This is a genomic window from Flavobacterium sp. 25HG05S-40, assembly GCF_052654735.1.
Genome location: NZ_CP199750.1, coordinates 39,966 through 60,979, shown reverse-complemented (window position 1 = coordinate 60,979; position 21,014 = coordinate 39,966). Strand labels below are relative to the sequence as shown.

At 38.0% G+C, this 21,014-nt stretch carries 24 protein-coding genes; 7 read left to right on the top strand and 17 right to left on the bottom strand.

Features of this window, described 5'->3' with window-relative positions:
- Positions 1 to 52 precede the first annotated feature (52 nt).
- A complete protein-coding gene (locus tag ACULEU_RS00295; RefSeq protein ID WP_445453467.1) occupies positions 53 to 1,597 on the top strand; it encodes a T9SS type A sorting domain-containing protein in 1,545 nt (514 codons plus the stop codon).
- A gap of 1 nt (position 1,598) precedes the next feature.
- Here ACULEU_RS00295 and nadD read toward each other — a convergent pair whose 3' ends face one another.
- From nadD to ACULEU_RS00270, 5 genes are all read right to left on the bottom strand, one after another.
- A complete protein-coding gene (gene nadD / locus ACULEU_RS00290) occupies positions 1,599 to 2,180 on the bottom strand; it encodes a nicotinate (nicotinamide) nucleotide adenylyltransferase (RefSeq protein WP_445453466.1) in 582 nt (193 codons plus the stop codon).
- A gap of 77 nt (positions 2,181 to 2,257) precedes the next feature.
- Positions 2,258 to 2,824 carry a guanylate kinase gene (gmk, locus tag ACULEU_RS00285; protein ID WP_445453465.1) on the bottom strand — a complete coding sequence of 189 codons (567 nt, stop codon included), beginning with the start codon at positions 2,822 to 2,824 and terminating at the stop codon, positions 2,258 to 2,260.
- 88 nt (positions 2,825 to 2,912) lie between these two features.
- A complete protein-coding gene (locus tag ACULEU_RS00280) occupies positions 2,913 to 3,773 on the bottom strand; it encodes a YicC/YloC family endoribonuclease (RefSeq protein WP_445453464.1) in 861 nt (286 codons plus the stop codon).
- Positions 3,774 to 3,831: 58 nt separating this feature from the next.
- Positions 3,832 to 4,713, bottom strand: coding sequence for a DMT family transporter (locus ACULEU_RS00275; RefSeq protein ID WP_445453463.1), 882 nt, complete (start codon positions 4,711 to 4,713; stop codon positions 3,832 to 3,834).
- Entirely contained in the window at positions 4,714 to 5,064 is a 351-nt protein-coding gene (locus tag ACULEU_RS00270) for an arsenate reductase family protein (protein WP_445454866.1), read from the bottom strand.
- Positions 5,065 to 5,136: 72 nt separating this feature from the next.
- On the opposite strand from ACULEU_RS00270, the gene ACULEU_RS00265 reads away from it, so the two are divergent.
- Both ACULEU_RS00265 and ACULEU_RS00260 read left to right on the top strand, forming a co-directional pair.
- A complete protein-coding gene (locus ACULEU_RS00265) occupies positions 5,137 to 5,592 on the top strand; it encodes a DinB family protein (protein ID WP_445453462.1) in 456 nt (151 codons plus the stop codon).
- Between the two features lie 125 nt (positions 5,593 to 5,717).
- Complete coding sequence (locus ACULEU_RS00260; protein ID WP_445453461.1) at positions 5,718 to 6,860, top strand: cystathionine gamma-synthase; 1,143 nt, start codon at positions 5,718 to 5,720, stop codon at positions 6,858 to 6,860.
- 53 nt (positions 6,861 to 6,913) lie between these two features.
- Here ACULEU_RS00260 and ACULEU_RS00255 read toward each other — a convergent pair whose 3' ends face one another.
- The 6 genes from ACULEU_RS00255 to ACULEU_RS00230 form a co-directional block, all read right to left on the bottom strand.
- On the bottom strand, positions 6,914 to 7,822 hold the full coding sequence (locus tag ACULEU_RS00255) for a DUF3078 domain-containing protein (protein WP_445453460.1): 909 nt from the start codon (positions 7,820 to 7,822) through the stop codon (positions 6,914 to 6,916).
- 73 nt (positions 7,823 to 7,895) lie between these two features.
- On the bottom strand, positions 7,896 to 8,402 hold the full coding sequence (locus tag ACULEU_RS00250; protein WP_445453459.1) for a DUF2480 family protein: 507 nt from the start codon (positions 8,400 to 8,402) through the stop codon (positions 7,896 to 7,898).
- 71 nt (positions 8,403 to 8,473) lie between these two features.
- Positions 8,474 to 8,797: an SUF system Fe-S cluster assembly protein gene (locus tag ACULEU_RS00245; protein ID WP_445453458.1), complete on the bottom strand. Its 324-nt coding sequence runs from the start codon at positions 8,795 to 8,797 to the stop codon at positions 8,474 to 8,476.
- Positions 8,798 to 8,845: 48 nt separating this feature from the next.
- Complete coding sequence (locus ACULEU_RS00240; protein WP_445453457.1) at positions 8,846 to 9,265, bottom strand: SufE family protein; 420 nt, start codon at positions 9,263 to 9,265, stop codon at positions 8,846 to 8,848.
- On the bottom strand, positions 9,262 to 9,702 hold the full coding sequence (locus tag ACULEU_RS00235; protein ID WP_445453456.1) for a hypothetical protein: 441 nt from the start codon (positions 9,700 to 9,702) through the stop codon (positions 9,262 to 9,264). The genes ACULEU_RS00240 and ACULEU_RS00235 overlap by 4 nt, the downstream gene beginning before the upstream one ends.
- A gap of 68 nt (positions 9,703 to 9,770) precedes the next feature.
- The gene (locus ACULEU_RS00230) at positions 9,771 to 10,991 is read right to left on the bottom strand and encodes an aminotransferase class V-fold PLP-dependent enzyme (protein WP_445453455.1); all 1,221 of its coding nucleotides are present in this window, start codon (positions 10,989 to 10,991) and stop codon (positions 9,771 to 9,773) included.
- Positions 10,992 to 11,206: 215 nt separating this feature from the next.
- On the opposite strand from ACULEU_RS00230, the gene ACULEU_RS00225 reads away from it, so the two are divergent.
- Positions 11,207 to 12,553, top strand: coding sequence for a serine hydrolase domain-containing protein (locus ACULEU_RS00225; RefSeq protein WP_445453454.1), 1,347 nt, complete (start codon positions 11,207 to 11,209; stop codon positions 12,551 to 12,553).
- Between the two features lie 40 nt (positions 12,554 to 12,593).
- Positions 12,594 to 13,292 carry a hypothetical protein gene (locus tag ACULEU_RS00220; RefSeq protein ID WP_445453453.1) on the top strand — a complete coding sequence of 233 codons (699 nt, stop codon included), beginning with the start codon at positions 12,594 to 12,596 and terminating at the stop codon, positions 13,290 to 13,292.
- Positions 13,293 to 13,343: 51 nt separating this feature from the next.
- Here ACULEU_RS00220 and ACULEU_RS00215 read toward each other — a convergent pair whose 3' ends face one another.
- The 6 genes from ACULEU_RS00215 to ACULEU_RS00190 all read right to left on the bottom strand — a co-directional run bounded on the left by ACULEU_RS00215 (position 13,344) and on the right by ACULEU_RS00190 (position 18,358).
- A complete protein-coding gene (locus ACULEU_RS00215) occupies positions 13,344 to 13,664 on the bottom strand; it encodes a hypothetical protein (RefSeq protein WP_445453452.1) in 321 nt (106 codons plus the stop codon).
- A gap of 211 nt (positions 13,665 to 13,875) precedes the next feature.
- Positions 13,876 to 15,192, bottom strand: coding sequence for a Fe-S cluster assembly protein SufD (gene sufD / locus ACULEU_RS00210; RefSeq protein WP_445453451.1), 1,317 nt, complete (start codon positions 15,190 to 15,192; stop codon positions 13,876 to 13,878).
- A 40-nt stretch (positions 15,193 to 15,232) separates the two neighbouring features.
- The gene (locus ACULEU_RS00205) at positions 15,233 to 15,601 is read right to left on the bottom strand and encodes a four helix bundle protein (RefSeq protein ID WP_445453450.1); all 369 of its coding nucleotides are present in this window, start codon (positions 15,599 to 15,601) and stop codon (positions 15,233 to 15,235) included.
- Between the two features lie 26 nt (positions 15,602 to 15,627).
- On the bottom strand, positions 15,628 to 16,380 hold the full coding sequence (gene sufC, locus ACULEU_RS00200; RefSeq protein ID WP_445453449.1) for a Fe-S cluster assembly ATPase SufC: 753 nt from the start codon (positions 16,378 to 16,380) through the stop codon (positions 15,628 to 15,630).
- Between the two features lie 120 nt (positions 16,381 to 16,500).
- The gene (gene sufB, locus ACULEU_RS00195; protein WP_445453448.1) at positions 16,501 to 17,949 is read right to left on the bottom strand and encodes a Fe-S cluster assembly protein SufB; all 1,449 of its coding nucleotides are present in this window, start codon (positions 17,947 to 17,949) and stop codon (positions 16,501 to 16,503) included.
- A 79-nt stretch (positions 17,950 to 18,028) separates the two neighbouring features.
- A complete protein-coding gene (locus tag ACULEU_RS00190) occupies positions 18,029 to 18,358 on the bottom strand; it encodes a HesB/IscA family protein (protein WP_445453447.1) in 330 nt (109 codons plus the stop codon).
- Positions 18,359 to 18,499: 141 nt separating this feature from the next.
- On the opposite strand from ACULEU_RS00190, the gene ACULEU_RS00185 reads away from it, so the two are divergent.
- Entirely contained in the window at positions 18,500 to 19,360 is an 861-nt protein-coding gene (locus ACULEU_RS00185; protein WP_445453446.1) for an MBL fold metallo-hydrolase, read from the top strand.
- A gap of 70 nt (positions 19,361 to 19,430) precedes the next feature.
- Positions 19,431 to 21,005: a S8 family peptidase gene (locus ACULEU_RS00180; RefSeq protein ID WP_445453445.1), complete on the top strand. Its 1,575-nt coding sequence runs from the start codon at positions 19,431 to 19,433 to the stop codon at positions 21,003 to 21,005.
- The last annotated feature ends 9 nt before the right edge of the window (positions 21,006 to 21,014 follow it).

The window sequence follows — 21,014 nt, the reverse complement described above, 5'->3', positions numbered from 1 at the left end:
ATCAGTTCCAATTTTTAAATTACATTTGTATCAGAATAAACCCTTCCCAAACATGAAAAAAATTACTATAGGTTTGTTGTTTACGTTCAATCTTATTCATTCGCAGGCTCCAAATATCAGTTATACTACACCCAATACTTTTACTGTTAATCAAACTATAACCAACTTAGAACCGATAAATACAGGCGGAAATATCCTTGCTCAGACTTTAGTTTCAACTTTTGCAGGTTCAGGAAGTATTGGTTCGGCTGACGGTAACGGAATTGCCGCAAGCTTTAATCTTCCCACCGTTGTTACTATTGACAATTTTGGGAATATTTTTGTAGTTGATCGTAACAATCACAAGATCCGGAAAATTACGGTAACTGGAGATGTGACGACTTTTGCTGGTTCTGGAGCTATAGGCGCTGATGATGGAGTTGCAACGGTTGCTACTTTTAGATATCCTGATGGTGCTGTTTTTGACTCACACAACAATCTTTACATATCCGACCAAAGCAATCATAAAATTAGGAAAATTACGCCCGATGGCACTGTTTCAACCTTTGCCGGAACCGGAGTAATCGGAGCAACAGATGGCCCCGGAAATACCGCTCGTTTTTATTACCCGGCCGGAATGGCAGTTGATGCTGATGATACTATTTTGGTGGCTGATTTTGGCAATAATAAAATTCGAAAAATTACTCCTGATGGGGCAGTTTCAACATTAGCCGGAACCGGGCTTGCGGGCTCAACCGATGGATCTGTTTTAACAGCTCAGTTTAACGGAGCAACTGGAGTATGTGTAGATCGTCTCGGAAATATTTTTGTAGCCGATTATTACAGCAATAAAATTCGAAAAATCAATACTTCGGGTGATGTTTCTACGATTGCCGGTAGTGGCACTATTGGAGCTGCAGATGGACTTGGAACTGCGGCCACTTTTTTTTATCCTGCCATTGTAGCGATTGACTCCAATGATAACTTATACATAACGGATGGAGGAAACCACAAAATTCGAAAAATTACACCCGACGGAATGGTTTCAACGTATGCAGGAACGGGCGTGGTTGGCGCTACTGACGGCGTTTCTACAGTAGCACAATTTAATGCTTCAACAGGTGTTGCTGTTGATCAAAATAATACCGTTTTTGTATGTGATTATGGCAATAATAAAATCCGAAAAATAAAAACCTATGGCTATACTATACATCCAAACTTACCAGCAGGACTAAGTTTTGATACTGCTACAGGAACCATCAGCGGAACTCCTACCCTAATTTCTCCAGCCACAGATTATACCGTTACGGCTTCAAATCTGGATGGAGAGAGTTCTTTTGTAATCAGTGTAAAAGTTGATACTGCACTAGACATAACCAATAATCCTATTGTCGACTTCAGGGTTTATCCCAATCCGGTAGCGGATATTTTGACGGTTTCGGCTTCAAATAGTATTTCTGAAATTAAAGTATTCAATCTTTTAGGGCAAAAAATACTATCAAAAACGAGTACTTCTTCAGAAGAAAAGCTCCATGTTTCCGGCCTAGAAAAAGGATGGTATTTGATTCAAATCACTGTTGGCGACTTAGTAAAAACAACTAGGTTTTTGAAGCAATAAATTACTTTCTGTAAAAAGACCCACTATCTATATAATCCCAAACTTTCTGTGGGAGCATTGGGGCCACATTTTTTTTATTTTTGATGCTTTCGCGGATGAATGTCGAAGAGAGTTCTATGACTGGTGCACCAACTCTATGAATTTTAGGATGATTGGCAAACTGATGATCCATTTCACCTGAATGGAGTCTGGGATACACATAAATATCATGGTTTTGTAGAATTATTTCGTAGTTTTTCCATTTATGCAGCGAATTGAGGTTGTCTTCTCCCATAATTAAGGCAAACTTATGATGGGGATATTTCTCTTCCAAATGCGCTAATGTATTTACGGTATAATTGGGTTGCGGTAGTTTAAACTCGATATCTGAAGGCTTGATTTTGGTATAATCTTCAGTTGCCAAAGTAACCATGTGCAAACGCTGATAATCGTCAAGCAAGGTGCTTTTTTGCTTATGCGGATTGTGTGGCGTTACAACCAACCAAATCTGGTCCAAATCGGAATGTTCGGCCATGTGATTGGCTATAATCATATGCCCAATATGAATAGGGTTAAAGGTTCCGAAGTATAGTCCGATTTTCATAAATTAGGAATTAAGCATTAGGCATTAGGCATTAGGCAATCATATTTTCTATTGCCTTTTTACTAGTGGCTAATGGCTCATTTTACAAACTCTTTCACTAACTCATACGCTTCCTGCTTGGCCACATCCAAATCATAATTTTTGATAATAGTATCAAACTGCGGTGCTGTTGCCAATTCAACATGTGCTTTAGCGATACGCATATTGATTTTTTCTTCGCTTTCGGTAGAACGTTCTTTTAAACGTCGTTTGAGCTCATCTACGCTAGGTGGTTTTACAAAAACCGCTAAGGTTTCCTGGGGAAACTTAGATTTGATGCGCAAGCCACCGGAAACATCAATATCAAAAATCACGTTTTTCCCTTTCGCCCAGATTCTCTCGACTTCACTCTTCAGTGTTCCGTAAAAGTTATCACGGTACACTTCTTCCCATTCAATAAAATCATCCGCTTTGATATGTTTTTTGAACTCGGCTATCGACATAAAGTAATAATCCTTTCCATCGACTTCTTCGCCACGAAGTTCGCGTGTTGCTGCCGAAATCGAAAACTCGAGGTTCAAATCGGGTTGCGCCAATAAATGCCTTACTATGGTGGTTTTTCCGGAACCAGATGGCGCTGAGAATACTAATAATTTTCCTTTCATTTTTGATGCTTTAAGCTATAAGCCATTATGCTGTAAGCTTTGTTTACTATTATTTTGCCTAAAGCTTATTGCTTAAAGCCTATTGCCTTTATAAAACATTTAAAACCTGCTCCTTGATTTTCTCCAATTCATCTTTCATCATCACGACTAATTTTTGCATTTCGGTATGGTTCGATTTAGAGCCCATCGTATTGATCTCTCTTCCCATTTCTTGTGTGATGAATCCTAATTTTCTGCCATTAGCTTCTGTTCCGGCAAGCGTTTCGATGAAATAATTCAGATGATTTTCCAAACGCACTTTTTCTTCAGTGATGTCGTATTTTTCTAGATAAAAAATCAATTCTTGCTCAAAACGAGTCTCGTCAACATTTTCTTTTAACTCATCAAGAGCGGTTCTTAGACGGGTTTTTACAGTTTCTACTCTTTCGGCATCATAGGCAACGGCATTGTTCATCAATGTCATGATGTTGGCAATGCGGTGCAGGAATTCTTTTTCCAATGCCACGCCTTCATCTTTTCGGAACTGTGCTATGTTTTCGATGGCTTCATCAATAACGGTTTGAATTTGTTTCCAATCGTTTTCGTCAATTTCGTCGCGTTCCGTTTTAAGAGCATCGGGCATTCTGACGGCCATTTTCATTAATTCGGTTTCATCGGCATTAGGAATAACCGCTTTCATTTGGGCAATGTAGCCTTTGACAATCGGCACATTGATTTTAGACGATGTCTCTTCGCCTGTAATTTCTATGTATAGAGAAAAATCGATTTTTCCTCGTTCCAATCTATGGGACAGTTGGTTCCGAAGCCCCAATTCCATTTCGCGAAAAACAGAGGGCATTCTGGTATTTAAATCCAACCCTTTCGAGTTTAGTGATTTGATTTCTACAGTAATTTTTTTGGTGGGTAATTGCTGCGAAGCTTTCCCAAAGCCAGTCATGGATTGTATCATTCGGATGTTTTCTAATAACTACAAATATATTCAAAAATGAGGATTTGGGATTTAGGATTTAGGATTTCTTCTTTGTAGCCAGAAAAACCCCAACAAAAATCAAAACTGCCGATATGATTTTAACCCAAGTGAGTTCGTCTTTTCCTAAACTAATGGCGAAAACAGTAGCAAAAAGCGGCTGCAGATAAATGAAAACCGCCACAGTCGTTGGCTTTAATTCGCGCATCGAAACCAGATTGAACAGATACGTCAAAAAAGTAGTAAACACCACCACAAAGCCTATTTCCCAGAGAATATGTGTCGGAATTGTGGCCCATTGAATCTCTTGATATTCGTTCCATCCGAAAGGCAAAACCATCAGCAGACCAAAAGTATAAATCCATTTTACAAAGGTAAACGCATTGTATTTATCCATCAGTTTTTTAACGACTATCAAATAAACCGCATACGAAACCGCATTGATAAACACCAAAAGATTTCCCAACGAAGCGTTGCTGGCGTTTCCTATTGATTTACCGTAGAGAATTAGAAATCCGGTACCGATAAGACCAAGCAAAATGCCTAAAATCTTCCTGACTTTTATCTTTTCCCTGATGAGTACCGCCGACAATATCATCACAATAATAGGCGTTGTCACCATGATTACCGCTCCCGAAATGGGCGAAGTGAAACTTAATCCTTTGAAAAAAGTTAGCATGTTTAGCGCCACGCCAAAAAAAGCTGCTGCTATAATTCGAGGAAAATCCTTCGTTTGAATTTTCTCTTTTGGTCCCAAAAAAGAAACGGCCCAAAACAAGACAGTTGCCCCAAAAACGCGAAGTAAAATAAATCCAAAAGGTTTAACATACGTCGGCATGACGTCTTTGGCAATCGTAAACGAAACGCCATAAATTATTGAAACCGTTAATGCGGCAATTAGTGCCCACGTTCTTTTAGACATTTAGGTCAAAGCTTTTATAACTTCTAAGATGTTTTTTTGTCCGTTACCAATATAGATTTGGTCGTCAATGATAAAAACAGGACGGCTTAAAAAAGTATAATGTTCTAAGAGATACTTTTTAAAATCGGCTTCGGTCAAGGATTTGTTTTTTAAATCCATGGACTTGTACAACTGTGCCTTTTTGCTGAAAAGCGCTTCGTAGCTTCCGGAAAGCGAGTACATTTCTTCTAGTTCCGCTTCGGTTATCGGATTTTGACGGATGTCGTGAAAGGCCAATCTTCCTGAATTAGGTAAGGATTTTATAATTTTGCGACACGTATCACAAGAAGCCAGATAGTAGATTTTATCAATCATAAAATTTCTTTTTGCAAAGGAAAATCATTTAAAGGTTATAATCTGTAATTTTATCCTAAAAAACAAAATATGACTACAACTTTTGAAATCAATCACACTAGCCGCACAGTACTTTCGAAATTTCTTGATAATTATACTTTAGCGCAGCTCAATACTATTCCCGAAGGATTCAGCAACAACTTAATTTGGAATATTGCGCACATCGTGGTCGTACAACAGATGCTGGTCTACAATTTATCTGGATTGCCAATGATGGTTTCGGACGATATGGTTTCGAAATACAAACGCGGCACTAAACCGGAACACAGCGTAAGTCAAGAAGAAGTGGATGCGCTTAAAATATTTTTGTTTTCAACATTAGAACAAGCCCAAAAAGACTTTGCTAGAGATATTTTTAAAAACTACACCGAATTCACCACAATGTCAGGATTCACCATCAAAAATGCCAAAGCGGCCATGGAATTCAACAATTATCACGAAGCGCTGCACACCGGAATCATGATGCAGATTAGAAAGTTTATTTAGGAGCATTTTCCAGCTATCCATTACAATCTTTTCCCTGATAGGAAAAAGGATTTTCATTTCTATCTGGGCTATTAAAAACAAAAAATTACCTTTGCATAATCTACTACAAATAAATATTCTACAAAATGAAATTCAATACCAAAGTCATACATGGTGGACAACATCATGAAGAAGTTACCGGAGCTGTCATGCCTCCTGTTTTTCAAACCTCAACGTATGCACAGACATCACCTGGGAAACCTGTTGGTGATTATGAATATTCCCGAGCAGCCAACCCAACACGTCAAGCCTTGGAAGATGCTTTAGCATCAATAGAAAATGGTGCGCGTGGTTTGGCCTTTTCATCAGGATTAGCAGCGACAGACTGTTTATTACGTCTTTTCAAAGCTGGTGACGAAGTTATTGCAATGGACGATTTATACGGCGGAACGTATCGATTATTTACCCGATTATACAAAGACAGTGGTATTAAATTCCACTTTGTAGATATGAACGATATCGCAAAATTTCAATCGCTTATCAATGAAAACACTAAGTTGGTTTGGGTAGAAACACCGACCAATCCTTTGATGAAACTGGCGGATATTGCTGAAATTGCCAAGATTACTAAAGCAAAAAACATTCTTTTTGCAGTTGATAATACTTTTGCTACGCCTTATTTGCAGAAACCTTTAGATTTGGGTGCCGATATCGTCATGCATTCGGCCACAAAATACCTTGGCGGACATTCCGATGTTATTGCCGGAGCGTTGATTATAAAAGATAAAGAATTAGGAGATGAATTACACTTCAAGCAATTTGCAACCGGTGCAACTTTAGGACCAATGGACAGCTTCTTAGTGCTAAGAGGAATAAAAACGCTACATTTAAGAGTTCAGAGACACTGTGAAAACGGCGAAAAAGTAGCTGCTTTTTTAAGCAATCATCCTGAGGTGGCAACCGTTTATTATCCTGGTTTACCAAGTCATCCGTTTCATGAAATTGCCAAAAAACAAATGAGTGGTTTTGGCGGAATGGTTTCCTTCACTTTTAAATCAGGTAAAAAGGAAGATGCTGTGGCATTTTTAGAAAAACTGAAAGTATTTACTTTGGCGGAATCGCTTGGTGGCGTGGAGAGTTTGGCTAATCATCCGGCTTTGATGACGCATGCTTCGATTCCCGAAGACAAACGTAAAGAAATAGGCATCACAGACGATTTAGTTCGATTGAGTACTGGTGTTGAAGATATAGATGATTTATTGGCCGATTTAGAACAAGCCTTTAGATAAAACAAAAAAGTCCCGAAAAATTTCGGGACTTTTTTATATCAAATAGATTTAGATTAGAAAGCATAATTCACTCCTAGACCAATAACTTGTCTTGTTTGTACTTTTGCATAATTTGCACCTTCAGCAACAGCATTATCATCAAATAGCAATTGAAAGGCTAAATTTGTTGACAACGTTTTATTGATTTTCATTGCTACATTTAAAGTATAGTCAACATCAACATTTTGTGGATCTTCTAAATAGTTAGAATATAGGTTCAAAATATTTTCAACAGTTACGTTTTCCACCATTGTAAATTTGTAATACGCGTTTAATGCTGCTCCAAATTCATATCGTGAAGAATTGCCTTGTTCAACACCAAATGAGGGTCCAAGTTCTGTGAAATGAGGATGAACAATAATTAATTTTGATGTTGCTGGCGCAATGTTTACTTTCAAATTATCACTTTTTTTCCATAACATACCTGGTCCAAATTGAAAATAAGCAGGCGAAAAGAAATGAGAAGTTTTAATTCCCGATGCTAAATCAATTCCCGAATCAAATTGTGTTTGGAAATTGAAAAATGCCGAATAATACCAATAACCACTAGCCTTTCTTCCTGCCAATGAATTTAAAATCAAACGGTCATCTGATTTTTGAAGGTCTTGATCTTTAATTTTGGTTAGACCATAGCCTGCGATAATTTTGTTATCCCAATTCCAATTATTGCTTTTATAATTAAAATCATAGTTCAAACCGATATTTCCGGAAACATTGCTTTGTCCTCCAGCAAGCCAGTTGTTGAACGTTGCTTGATTGGCTAAAAAAGTAAATGTCCCTTTTTTTAACCAACCATTTGGTTTTTCTTCTTTAATTTTGGCCACCGCTTCTTCTGTTTTCTTCAACAACTCCTTTTCGTTAACTTGAGAAAATGAACTAGTTATAGCAAATACTAATACAACCGTAAGTATACTTTTTTTCATTTTGTTTAGATTAAAATTTTCGGTGCAAAGGTAAGAATACAATTGGCTTGACCAAATAGTATCAAAAAACTAATTATTTAGCTTTCTTAAATAGCGGAACTGCCGAGCAAGCTTCACCATACATGATGCTTTTCGCAAAAGGTTGAAGCTTCTGAATGGCCATAATATAAGCACTTTCGGGAACCGGTTTTTTAGAGCAGCCTTTTAGGATGACAGGCTTGTCTTGGTATTGAGAGTAATCAATGGTAGGAATAATTTCCTGATACAAAGCGGTTTCCAAATCGGTGAGTGTGCCTAAAACCATTTTATTAGCAAAAGGCCCTAAATACACCGTAACCAAAATCGATGCCCACGCCGGAATAATAGCATCAGTGGAGCAATAAATAGCTACAAATTGATTTTCATATTGTTGCCAATCGTGATTTTTTAATGCCTCGCGAAAGTCTTTTTCTTTCAACAGAAAACCTTCGTGAAGCCATTGCGAAATGTCAAGCTGCGTTCGTATTCCGTTAGGATAATAATCCTCTAGATCGAAAACTTCGAGTGCAGAATTGGCTACTTTGTTAATGATTTCGTCCATTTTGAGTTATAAAGTCGAATGCCGAAAGTCATAAAGCTTTTAACCTTACAACTTTAGACTTTAGACTATTTTTATAGCATTCCTAATTCTAATTTCGCTTCTTCACTCATCAAATCTTTGGTCCATGGCGGATCAAAAGTGATTTCCACTTCACACGATTTAACGGTGTCTATCTTAGTAATTTTTTCTTCTACTTCACGAGGCAATGTTTCTGCCACAGGGCAATTTGGAGAAGTTAAAGTCATCAAAACTTTTACTTCATTATCCTCATTGATCATGACATCGTAGATTAAGCCCAGTTCATATATATCCACCGGAATTTCGGGATCATAAATACCTTTGAGTACTTTCACTACGTTTTCTCCCAGATTGATATCGTCTTTAAATTCTTCCATTTATGCTGTGTTTATTGCAGCATCGCTGCTGAAGTTTGTTGTTGTAATTTAATTTTTTGCTTCAAATGCTAAAGCATACATTTTTAATTTTTTAATCATCGAAACTAGACCGTTGGCCCGTGTTGGCGATAGATGTTCTTTTAGTCCGATTTCGTCAATAAATTCGGTATCAGCTGCCAAAATAGCTGCCGGTTTTTGGTTGGAAAAAGCCCGAATAAGAATCGCAATGATTCCTTTGGTTAAAATCGCATCACTATCGGCGGTGAAAACTACTTTATCTTGTTGCATTTCGGCATGAACCCAAACTTTTGATTGGCAACCTGTAATAATGTTGTCTTCGGTTTTGTGGCGTTCATCAATTAAAGGTAACCCTTTTCCCAAATCGATGATGTATTCGTAGCGTTGCATCCAATCGTCAAACATGGAAAACTCGTCTACGATTTCGTCTTGTATTTCTTTTATACTCATTCGTCTTTTTGTTTGGCTAAGGAAACGATTTTGTTGACCATTTTTTCGATTGCTGCTGGTGGAAATCCGTGATCAAAAGCAACCGTTTCGTAATTTTTATCTTGATACCGTATCTTGAGATTGGCTATGGCTGCGCCATCATAAAAGCGTTTTTGTGTTGGATCTTTCAGATTTGGAATTTCTTCCAAAGTGGTCTTTTGAAACTCGGTTGCCAATTCCTTCCAATCGGCATCGGTAATGGCGATGACTTCCGAAGGGTTTTCAGTTCCGGTTCCTTGCGAAATAGTCGCTTTTTGGTTGGCAATAATGATTTTCAGATGAAAACCTCTGCTATCCGCTGTGTACTGAAGGACCGAATTCGCCAAGTCCTTTTGGGCTTGGTTGGAGCAGCTTTTACTCATTACAAGGGTCAATACAATCAAACTTAGTATTTTCATATTTCTTTTTTTAGCCCCGATTGCAGCGAGCTACCGTGTAGCGCGGAAAGCGGGAAATAGCTCCTGATTTAACTCAACATCATTTGTGCTTTTTTCAAGGCTGCTATCATCAAATCGATTTCTTCTTTGGTGTTGTAAAAGGCAAAACTGGCTCTGAGTGTGCCCGGAATTTTATAAAAATCCATGATAGGTTGTGCGCAATGATGACCGGTTCGCACTGCAATTCCTAGTTTATCGATGATGGTTCCAACGTCATACGGGTGAATTCCTTTGATGTTGAACGATATCACAGAGGCTTTTTTACTTAAATCTTTTGGTCCGTAAATTTCGATGTTCTCTAATTCCAGTAACCGTTGCGTTCCATAAGCCAACAATTCGTTTTCATGAGCGGCAATGTTGTCAAAACCAACTTCATTCATATAATCGATAGCCGTTCCAAAAGCAATTCCACCGCAAATGTTTGGCGTTCCAGCTTCAAATTTATGCGGTAAATCGGCGTAGGTTGTTTTTTCGAACGTTACGGTGGCAATCATTTCACCTCCGCCTTTATAAGGTGGCAGTTTTCGCAACCAACTTTCTTTTCCATACAACATTCCCACACCCGTTGGACCACACATTTTGTGCGCCGAAGTGACATAAAAATCACAGTCCAAAGCCTGAACATTGGGTTTCAGATGTGGACACGCCTGAGCGCCATCGATCAAAACGGCTGCACCAACCTCATGTGCTTTTTGGATGATAAATTCTATGGTATTTATGGTTCCCAAAGCATTTGAAACGTGATTACAGCAGACCAATTTGGTTTTATGGGAAAGTAACTTTTCATAGTCATCCATCAACAATTCGCCTTCGTAACTCATAGGAATTACCAAAAGTTTGGCTCCAGTCTGTTCGCACAGCATTTGCCATGGCACAATATCACTATGATGTTCCAAAGCGGAGACCATTATTTCGTCGTCTTTTTTTAGTATCGAGGCAAAACCGTTAGCTACCAAATTGATACTTTCGGTTGTTCCCGAGGTAAAGATGATTTCGTAGTTATGTTTGGCGTTAAAATGATTCTGAATTTTCGTTCTGGCTTGTTCGTAAGCATCAGTTGCCAATTGGCTCAGCGTATGCACGCCGCGGTGAATATTGGCGTTGTATCTTGAGTAGTAATCAACAATGGCGTCGATGACTATCTGAGGTTTTTGCGAGGTAGCGCCGTTATCGAAGTAAACGAGTGGTTTTCCGTTTATTTGTTGCGAAAGTATGGGGAAATCAGCTCTGATTTTTTGTATGTCTAGCATGAGTTTATTTAGAAAAAATCTAAATACAAAAGTAGAAAAATTGCAGTGGAAAAAGCGACGAATTCACGAATATTTATGATTTGTAGAAGCAGCCACAAATGCAAGAATGTTTGGATCCTTTTTACATTGAAAATTTATTTATATTTACTTGATTACTGTCAAATACCATTCGTGTATTGGTGGCAGAAAAGTAAATTACCTCAAAATCAATCAATATGAAAAAATTCCTGAAAATCTTCGCTGTTGTCCTGCTTGTCGTACTGTTGTATTTGCGAATTTCTATTTATCCGCAACTCGATTTAATTTCGGGCTTTTCGGCTAAAAGTGTGGCTTCCGGACATTTTATTGATGGCAGAAGTTTGGAAACTATTCAGCAAGGCGACAATGATATTGATAAAATAGATTGGGCCACGAATACCATTCATGGCAAAGAACGATTGGTAACCTCAACGGTTTACGGATTAAAAGAACGCAAAGCGATTTACCGCGACGGTTTGGGAGCTACTTTGATTAATGATGCCTTTGATGTAAGTAAACCGTATGACGTTCCGGTGCGTGCCAAACATAAAACGCAGCCTTTTCCATTAGGAAATGTTAAGATTGATAGTGTGTTTTCCAATATTGATTATGCTAAATTAAATGCCGTAGTTGAAAATGCTTTTGATAAAAAAGGCGAAAAAAATAAACGCTCACGTTCGGTTATCGTGATTTACAAAAACAAAATCATTGCCGAAAAATATACCGATGGTTTCGATGAAAATTCTAAAATATTAGGCTGGTCGATGACCAAAAGTATTACGGCCACTTGTTTTGGAATCCTTCAAAAGCAAGGTAAAATCGATGTTATGAAACCCGCACCAATACCAGAATGGGCGAAAGATGAGCGTAAAAAAATTACCATCAATGACTTACTACATATGAATTCCGGTTTGGAATGGGAAGAGCGATACGATAAAATTTGTGATGCGACCAAAATGCTTTTTACCGAAGAAGATATGACGAAATCGCAAATCAACAAACCGTTGGTTGGAAAGCCGAATGCTTCTTGGAATTACTCCTCGGGAACGACCAATTTATTGAGCGGCATTTTGCGAAAACAGTTCAAAACCCATCAAGAGTATTTGGATTTTTGGTATACCAATTTTCTGGATAAAATTGGAATGTCATCGGCTTTGATAGAAACGGATATGGCTGGGAATTTTGTAGGTTCATCCTATGGCTGGGCTACGACACGGGATTGGGCTAAATTTGGTTTATTGTACCTGCACAAAGGCACTTGGAATGGCGAACAACTTTTTGATGCCCATTGGGCAACCTATGTAGCCACTCCAACCAATACCTCTAACGGACAATATGGCGCACAGTTTTGGCTCAATGCCGGCGGGAAATTCCCTGATGTTCCCAAAGACATGTATTACGCCAGTGGCTACCAAGGGCAAATGGTCGCTGTTTTTCCAAGCCATGATTTGGTAGTTGTTCGCATGGGATTGAGCGAAGACTTTGATTTTAATGGGTTTTTGAGGGATGTGATTCGAAGTTTAACAAAGAATTCAAATCCTTAAAAACTAAAATATATCTTTACACCAATAAAACTCCCAAAATATGAAAAACAATCTTAGGTTTTTGACACTACTATTCATTTCCGCATTTTCGTTATCTTCCTGCACAAGTGATGATAACCAAAAGGATTCAGACGGAATAACCACAGGAAATTACTATCCATTAGCAGAACAAAATGACTGGCGTTATGTAAATCCGGAAGGAGAGGAAAGCTTTGTATATGCCATCACCACAAGGGTTTTTGACAATACGCTTTACTACCGCATCCTTGACAACAGCAGTGAAGTTGATGTAAACTTCTGGATGGCAAAAAAAGGGGCGTCTTATTATCAGAAAATTGACGGAGCATTGGTTCCTTTGTCAAATGGCGCTACGCTGGGAATTGGCGAATACGAAATAAAGCTGTTTAAAGATGACTTAGCAGTCGGAGACACATGGAAAGGTTCAACGAAGCTTGACGTAACGGTTTACGCCGAAGGCACTCCGCAAAAACTGCCTGCATCGCTTAAATACACCGGAACAATCCTAGAGCGTGATGCAACGGTAACATTGGGTACCGAAACTTATACAAATGTCATCAAGATGAAACTCGATGCTGTAGAAAAGGTAAATTCACAAACCACTAACATTGTTGGAGAATATTGGTTTGCCAAAGACATTGGTTTGGTAAGGGAAAGTGTTACGAGCAGCGTGGATAATGTTACAAAGACAAGGTACTTAACGAGCCATGAGCTTCATTAATAGATAAAATCCATATAAAGGTTCAAAGAAATTTGGGCCTTTTTTTATGTTTTACAGGAACTTAAACGTGTAGCCAAGATTCAATGTAATCGCCTTGACGCCGTCGGGATAGTAAAAACCGTGGTTAGTGACTTCGATAAAGAAAGTCTGCATAATATCGCCATCCGTAATGGTTGTAAAACCTATGGTGTATTTGTTTAGTGAGCCTTTGAAATTTTCAGCCCCGATCTGAAAGTTTTTCCCGTATGCAAAAGCCAAAATCAGTTTACTGTCATCGCCTACATCCAAAGTAATCCTGCGGTTTATATACAGTGGCAGTATTCCGGCATCATGCCTGAAGTTACCTTCTATTCCCGAATGCAGGCCGAACATCACGCTTCATTCACGGTTATGGATTCCAATTCCGCCACTGAAACTCATTCCGCCTAAAGTATTTTGCCATCGGCATCCTGCACCAAAAAGGAAGTGATTCCGCCAATCTCGACTTCGTAATAAAAGTTGTTTTTAAAGAACTGTGCCTGACTTTTCGTAAGTCCGCAAAAAAGCAAAAAAAAAGGAGCAGTTTCCTCAAAATGCAGATGGATTATAAATCAAATCCTAAACTGACGCCCAATTTCGTGGCGATAATTTTAGTGATTCGTTTTTTCAGTTCTGGGATATGAATGCTCTCGATAACATCGTTGGAAAAAGCATACATCAATAAAGCTTTCGCTTCTTTCCTTGGAATACCTCGTTGTTGCATATAAAACATAGCGCTTTCGTCTAATTGACCAATCGTACAGCCGTGCGAACACTTTACGTCATCAGCAAAAATTTCCAATTGCGGTTTGGCGTTGATTGTGGCTTTGTCTCCAAGTAAGATATTGTTGTTTTGCTGGAATGCGTCTGTTTTCTGGGCTTCTTTTTCTACAAAAATCTTTCCGTTGAAAACACCAGTTGAACTGTCACCTAAAATGGTTTTATAGTTCTGATGGCTTTCGCAGTTGGGCGTCGCATGATGAACCAAAGTGTAATGATCTACGTGCTGCTTGTCGCCAATGATCGTGATTCCTTTCAAGGTCGAGTCAATTCTTTCACCGAAATGATAGAAATTCAAATTGTTTCTGGTGATGTTTCCTCCAAATGAAAATGTGTGGACCGATACTCGGCTTTCCTGCTTTTGAGCGATATATGTGTTGTCGATTAAGTTGGCCGACTGTAAATCATTTTGGATTTTATAATAGTCAACAATCGCTCTTTTTTGGGCAAAAATTTCGGTAACCGAATTGGTCAGCACCGGATTTTCGTTTAACGATTGATGTCTTTCAATAATTTGAACGTGCGCATTTTCACCGACGATAACCAAATTTCTTGGCTGTAGCATTAGTGCATTTTCTACTCCAGTTGAAAAGTAGATGATTTCAATGGGTTTTTCAACGACTTTGCTTTTCGGGATATTGATGTACGCGCCTTCATTGGCGAAAGCTGTATTTAATGTTGTCAACGTTTCGTCTTTACTGGCAATTTTGTTGAAATACTCATCGATGACCATTTTGTATTTGGGCTTATTCAAAGCGGATGACATCAAGCAAACATCTAAACCATCATGTGTAGTTGCAGATAAAAACGAGGCGAATTTTCCGTCTACAAAAATGACTTTATGCGTATCGATTTCATGCAAGAAAAATTTCTTGACATCCTTAAATTCAATGGCGTTTTCGTGTTTGGGAAACACCGAATAATCATTTTTCAGAATCGAATTTAGCGAAGTGTATTTCCAAGCTTCCTCTTTTTTAGTAGGGAAACCTTTGTTTTCAAAATTCTTAATAGCGGAAGTACGAACATCGTGCAACTCATTATGCACATCAATGCTTTCTTCAAACGCCATAAAAGACGATATTAATTTATCTTTTAAATCCATAATTTTAGTCTTAAAGTCTAAAGTCTAAAGTCTAAAGACTTCATTCTTTTGGACCTAAATATTTAATAAAACCACTTATCAGTTTAGAGATTTCTGTAATTGATTCTAAAAGTTGTTTAAATTCTTGTTCTGTTATATAATCTAAATCGAATGCTAAATAAATCTGAGAGCGCACTTCCCCGGCAGAGGCTTTGGCTATAAACAAAAAATAAATAAACTCTTTATCGGTATTTCTCTCGAATCCTTCAGCTATGTTGGATGTTATTGATATTGATGCTCCCCTTATTTGTTTGACGAGTTCAAAATCTTTTTTAAAAGTATTGGATTCGGTTACTTTATAAATTCTCTGGTTAAATTCTCTGGCTTTTTGCCAAGAAATAATTTCCTCAAAAGAATTAAACTTACTCATACTTTTAGACTTTCCAACTTTTGACTTTAGACTAAATTTTCAGCTTTAATCCAATCGTATCCTTTTTCTTCCAGTTCGTAAGCCAGTTCTTTGCCGCCTGACTTTACGATTTTTCCATCCATCAAAACGTGTACAAAATCGGGAACGATATAATCCAAAAGTCTTTGGTAGTGCGTAATTACAACTACTGCATTGTCTTTGTTTTTCAACTTGTTGACGCCATTGGCAACGATTCGCAACGCATCAATATCCAAACCTGAATCGGTTTCGTCAAGGATAGCAATTTTAGGTTCTAACATGGCCATTTGAAAGATTTCGTTACGTTTTTTTTCACCACCTGAAAACCCTTCATTTAGCGAACGCGACAAAAATTTACGGTCAATCTCTAACAATTCCGATTTCTCACGGATTAATTTCAGCATTTCGTTTGCTGGCATTTCTTCTTTGCCATTGGCTTTTCTGCTTTCATTGATGGCTGTCTTCATAAAGTTCGTTACCGAAACTCCCGGAATTTCTACCGGATACTGAAACGAAAGAAAAACACCTTTGTGTGCTCGTTCTTCCGGAGCCAATTCGGAAATATCTTCTCCGTTCAAAAGGATTTCCCCTTCAGAAACTTCGTAGTTTTCGTTTCCCGCAATGATTGATGCTAATGTACTTTTTCCGGCTCCATTAGGACCCATGATGGCGTGAACTTCTCCAGCTTTTACTTCGAGATTGATGCCTTTTAAGATGCCTTTATCTTCGACACTTGCGTGTAAATTTTTTATTGATAACATAATTTGATGATTTGAAAATTTGAAAATTTGATGATGTTGTTTCGCCTTATTTTCAATTCTAATTTTCTATATTTTTGTTTTATACTTATTATTGTTAAGTCAAGTTGAATCATTTTCGTATTACCCAACGCTCCCTTCCAAAGAAATTTCAAGTAACTTTTGAGCTTCTACCGCAAATTCCATTGGCAATTTATTCAACACCTCTTTACTGAAACCGTTTACGATTAGCGCAATAGCCTTCTCGGTCGGAATGCCACGTTGATTGCAATAAAAAACCTGATCTTCGCCAATTTTGGAAGTTGTGGCTTCGTGTTCGATTATGGCGGTTGAATTTTTGCTTTCGATATACGGAAAAGTGTGTGCTCCACAGCTGTTGCCCATCAATAAGGAATCGCATTGTGAAAAGTTACGCGCATTTTCTGCTCTGGCTCCAATTTGAACCAAACCTCTGTAACTATTTTGTGATTTCCCTGCAGAAATACCTTTGGAAATGATGGTCGATTTGGTGTTTTTGCCCAAATGAATCATCTTGGTTCCCGTATCAGCCTGTTGAAAATTATTGGTTACGGCAATGGAGTAAAATTCTCCTATCGAATGATCCCCTTTCAAAATAACAGAAGGATATTTCCAAGTAATTGCGGAACCGGTTTCGACTTGAGTCCAGGAGATTTTAGCACCTTTCTCGCATAGGCCTCTTTTGGTTACAAAGTTGAAAACACCTCCCTTACCTTCTTTATTCCCAGGATACCAATTTTGTACCGTAGAATATTTGATTTCGGCACCATCAAGTGCAATTAGCTCGACTACTGCAGCGTGCAATTGATTTTCATCTCGACTTGGAGCGGTACAGCCTTCTAAATACGAAACATAGCTTCCTTCATCGGCAATTAAAAGCGTTCTTTCAAATTGTCCGGTTCCGGCCTGATTGATTCGGAAATAGGTTGACAATTCCATTGGGCAATGAACCCCTTTTGGGATATAACAAAACGATCCGTCGGAAAAAACGGCCGAATTCAATGCGGCATAGAAATTATCTTTTTGTGGAACTACAGTGCCGATATACTTTTTGACCAATTCGGGATGCTCTTTGATGGCTTCAGAAATAGAACAAAAAATAATTCCTTTTTCGTTAAGTGTTTTCTTGAAGGTAGTTGCGACAGAAACTGAATCGACGACAATATCCATAGCGACATTGTTCATTTTTTTCTGTTCGTCTAAAGAGATTCCCAGTTTTTTGTACATCGCCAAAAGTTCGGGATCAACATCGTCTAAAGTTTTATTAGGATCAACTTTCTTGGGAGCAGAATAATAGGAAATCGCTTGAAAGTCTGGTTTTTCGTAATGCACATTGGCCCATTCTGGCTCAATCATCTCTTGCCACAACCTAAACGATTCAATACGCCAATCGGTCATCCACTGAGGCTCTTCTTTTTTAAGCGAAATAGCACGAACAATTTCTTCATTCAATCCGATAGGAAAAGTTTCCGAGTCCAAATCGGTGTAGAATCCGTATTCGTATTCTTTATTTTCGAGTTCGACTTTTAAGTCTTCTTCCGTATATTTTGACATTTTTTTAGTCTTAAAGTTTGAAAGTCCAAAGTTTGAAAGTCATATTTAGTCTTTCGACTTTATGACTTTCGACATTCGACTATAGCGAGAATGATTCTCCACATCCGCAGGTTCTAGATGCATTTGGATTGTTGAAAACAAATCCTTTTCCGTTTAGTCCGCCTGAGAATTCTAATACAGTACCTGCCAAATACAAGAATGATTTTTTCTCAACGGCTATTTTTACATTATTATCTTCGAAAACCTTATCGTTTTCACCCAGTGCTTTATCGAATTTTAACTCATAAGACAAGCCTGAACAACCACCACTTTTTACGCCCACTCGGACATAATCTTTGGCTGCATCAAAACCGTCTTCCTGCATCATCGCAACGATTTTTTTACTGGCATCATCGGATACTTTTATCATTGTTATTTTGATTTTGTCTAAATTAACCGCAAAGTTAGTACAAATATCCTTTTTTTCAAGCATCTGTAACATATTTATAACGTATGAACGAATAAAGAAAATTGATTTTTAATTCTATAAATTTGTAAAAAACATTACAAAATGAAAATTTACCCAATTGAATGCGGAAACTTTAAGCTTGATGGTGGCGCTATGTTTGGTGTTGTACCTAAAACTATTTGGAACAAAACCAATCCAGCAAACGAAAATAATCTTATTGACATTGCAGCAAGATGCATGCTGATTCAAGACGGAAACCGATTGATTTTGATTGATACTGGCATGGGAAATAAACAATCGGAGAAATTTTTTGGCTATTATTCGCTTTGGGGAAGCTATTCCTTAGATAAATCGCTGGCCAAATATGGGTTTCACCGTGACGACGTGACCGATGTTTTTATGACGCATCTGCATTTTGATCATTGTGGCGGAAGTGTACATTGGAATGCCGACAAAACCGGTTATGAAGTTGCTTTTAAAAATGCGAAATTCTGGACGAACGACAATCATTGGGAATGGGCAACCAAACCAAACGCACGTGAAAAAGCATCGTTCCTATCTGAAAATATCTTGCCCATGCAAGAAAGCGGACAATTGAACTTTATCAAAAGACCCGAAGGTGATTTTGGGTTTTCGGAGGAATTGAATTTTGGGGTTTTCTATGTGGATGGACATACCGAAAAAATGATGATTCCACACATTCAATACAAAGATAAAACTATCGCTTTTTGTGCCGATTTGATTCCGACTGCTGGACATTTGCCATTACCTTATGTGATGGGTTATGACACCAGACCGCTTTTAACCATGCCTGAGAAAGCTAAGTTTTTACATGCAGCTGTTGAAAATAATTATTATTTGTGGCTCGAACACGATGCGCACAACGAAATCATAACGGTAGAAAGTACTGAAAAAGGAATTCGTCTTAAAGAAGTCTTTCACTGTGAGGATATCTTAACGTAGTGTTAATCCTTACTATTGCTGTACTAAAACATTTTATTTTTACACTCATTCAAAAATCAATTCAGTACAAATGAGAATATTACAATTATTGCTGGTGTCCATGTTTTCATTGGCCATCTCTGCACAAACGTCAAGTCAAAACTATACTAAAAAAACGCCTTTAACAGATTCCGAACTGAAACGCTGGAGTCATTTGGATTTAGAAAAAGATTCTATTCCGGGCATGAGTGTAGATAAAGCTTACGCCGAATTATTGAAAAACAAAAAAGGAACCAAAGTAATTGTTGGCGTTATCGATACGGGTGTAGATATCAATCATGAAGATTTAAAGTCTGTTATCTGGACCAATAAAAAAGAAATTCCGAATAACGGAAAAGACGATGACAAAAACGGCTATATCGACGACATACATGGATGGAATTTTTTAGGCGATTCCAATAATGAAACCCTAGAAATGACGCGTCTTTTGAGAAAGCCTGATGACGGTTCTGAAGTATACAAAAAAGCTTCTGCAGATTATAAAGCCCGATATGATGAAGTCATGGATTTAAAAGAGAACATAGATGTCTTGCTTAAAGCCGACAAAACGGTTCGTGATTTTCTAAAAAAGGAGAATTATACCATTGGAGAGTTAAAAGACATGCCTTCGGTTAAATTCGAATTGTATGACAGTAAAAGAATCATGTTGTCTTATGCCAATCAAAAAGGAGAGTCGTTCCATGATGATTTAAAATCCTATAAAGAATATGTTTATGATCAATTGGATTACAATTTGAATAAAGAGTTCAATCCCCGAAAATTGGTAGGCGATAATCCGGACGACATCAATGACAAAAAATATGGCAATAATGTAGTGTATTCTAAAGACCGTAAAGATTCCTCACACGGAACGCATGTTGCCGGTATCATTGCTCAAGCAAGAAATAATGGCCTTGGTGGAGACGGTGTTACCAACAATGTTCAAATTATGGCGGTGCGCGCCGTTCCAAATGGAGATGAGTACGATAAAGATATTGCATTGGCAATTCGCTATGCTGTTGATAATGGTGCCAAAGTCATCAATGGAAGTTTTGGAAAAGATTTTTCGCCTCATGCCGAATGGGTTTATGATGCCATAAAATATGCAGCTAGTAAAGATGTATTGTTTATTCATGCAGCCGGAAACGACTCCAAAAACATTGATACGGAACCCAACTTCCCAACCGATGAAGTAAGTGGCTCTGAAATTGCTGATAATGTATTGACTGTTGGGGCTTTAAATTATGAATATGGAGAAAAAGTAGTCGCCAAATTTTCAAACTACGGAAAAAGAAATGTCGATGTTTATGCTCCGGGTGTAAAGATTTATGCAACAATTCCGGGAAGTAAATACAAATACCTTCAAGGAACATCGATGGCAGCTCCAAATGCAGCAGGTGTAGCCACTTTAATCCGTGAATATTATCCGAATTTGAAAGCGGCTCAAGTGAAACAAATTTTAATGCAATCGGGAACGCCACTAAATCTTGAGGTAATCGTTGATGAAAAACAAATCAAGATTCCATTCGCCGAAGCCAGTATTTCCGGGAAAATTGTCAATGCCTATAGTGCACTGAAAATGGCCGAAGAAATGTCAAATACTATAAAGAGTAATCCAAAATTATAACCCCTAAAG